Genomic DNA, 463 nt, shown 5'->3' with positions numbered 1-463 from the left:
GATTTCCACGACGCTTTACCGGTGACAGTTCATCAAACTCTTGCTCCCAATAACGTAGAACATGAGCTTTGACTCCACATAAGTCGCTTACTTCTCCAATAGTGAAATAGCGCTTACCCGGAATCGGGGGTAATTCATTATTGTGACTGGGTTCCAGCATATTCTTCTACTTTTGCCTTTAATTTTTGTCCGGGTCTGAAAGTAACAACGCGTCTGGCAGAAATAGGAATTTCTTCACCAGTTTTAGGGTTACGTCCAGGCCTTTGTTTCTTATCGCGTAGGTCAAAATTACCGAAGCCAGATAGCTTCACCTGTTCATTGTGACCTAGGGCTCCAACAATTTCATCAAAGAACGCTTCCACCATTTCTTTGGCTTCGCGCTTATTTAGTCCAACTTCGTCGTATAGGCTTTCGGCCATATCAGCTTTTGTTAAAGCCGCCATGCGCTAGCTCCTTAATTTAG

General features: G+C 43.8%; 2 protein-coding genes. Both read right to left on the bottom strand.

The annotated features are described in order from the left end of the window. Positions 1 to 160: MerR family DNA-binding transcriptional regulator (locus tag A3729_RS30760; protein WP_156497871.1), on the bottom strand; the 160-nt coding region annotated here is incomplete at its 3' end. Further along, positions 138 to 443, bottom strand: coding sequence for an integration host factor subunit alpha (gene ihfA, locus A3729_RS10275; protein ID WP_068507652.1), 306 nt, complete (start codon positions 441 to 443; stop codon positions 138 to 140). The genes A3729_RS30760 and ihfA, both read right to left, overlap by 23 nt. Between the last annotated feature and the right edge of the window lie 20 nt (positions 444 to 463).

The organism is Oleiphilus sp. HI0043 (genome assembly GCF_001634935.1).
Note: the sequence above shows the minus strand (reverse complement) of the source record. Positions and strands in the feature narration are given on the sequence as shown.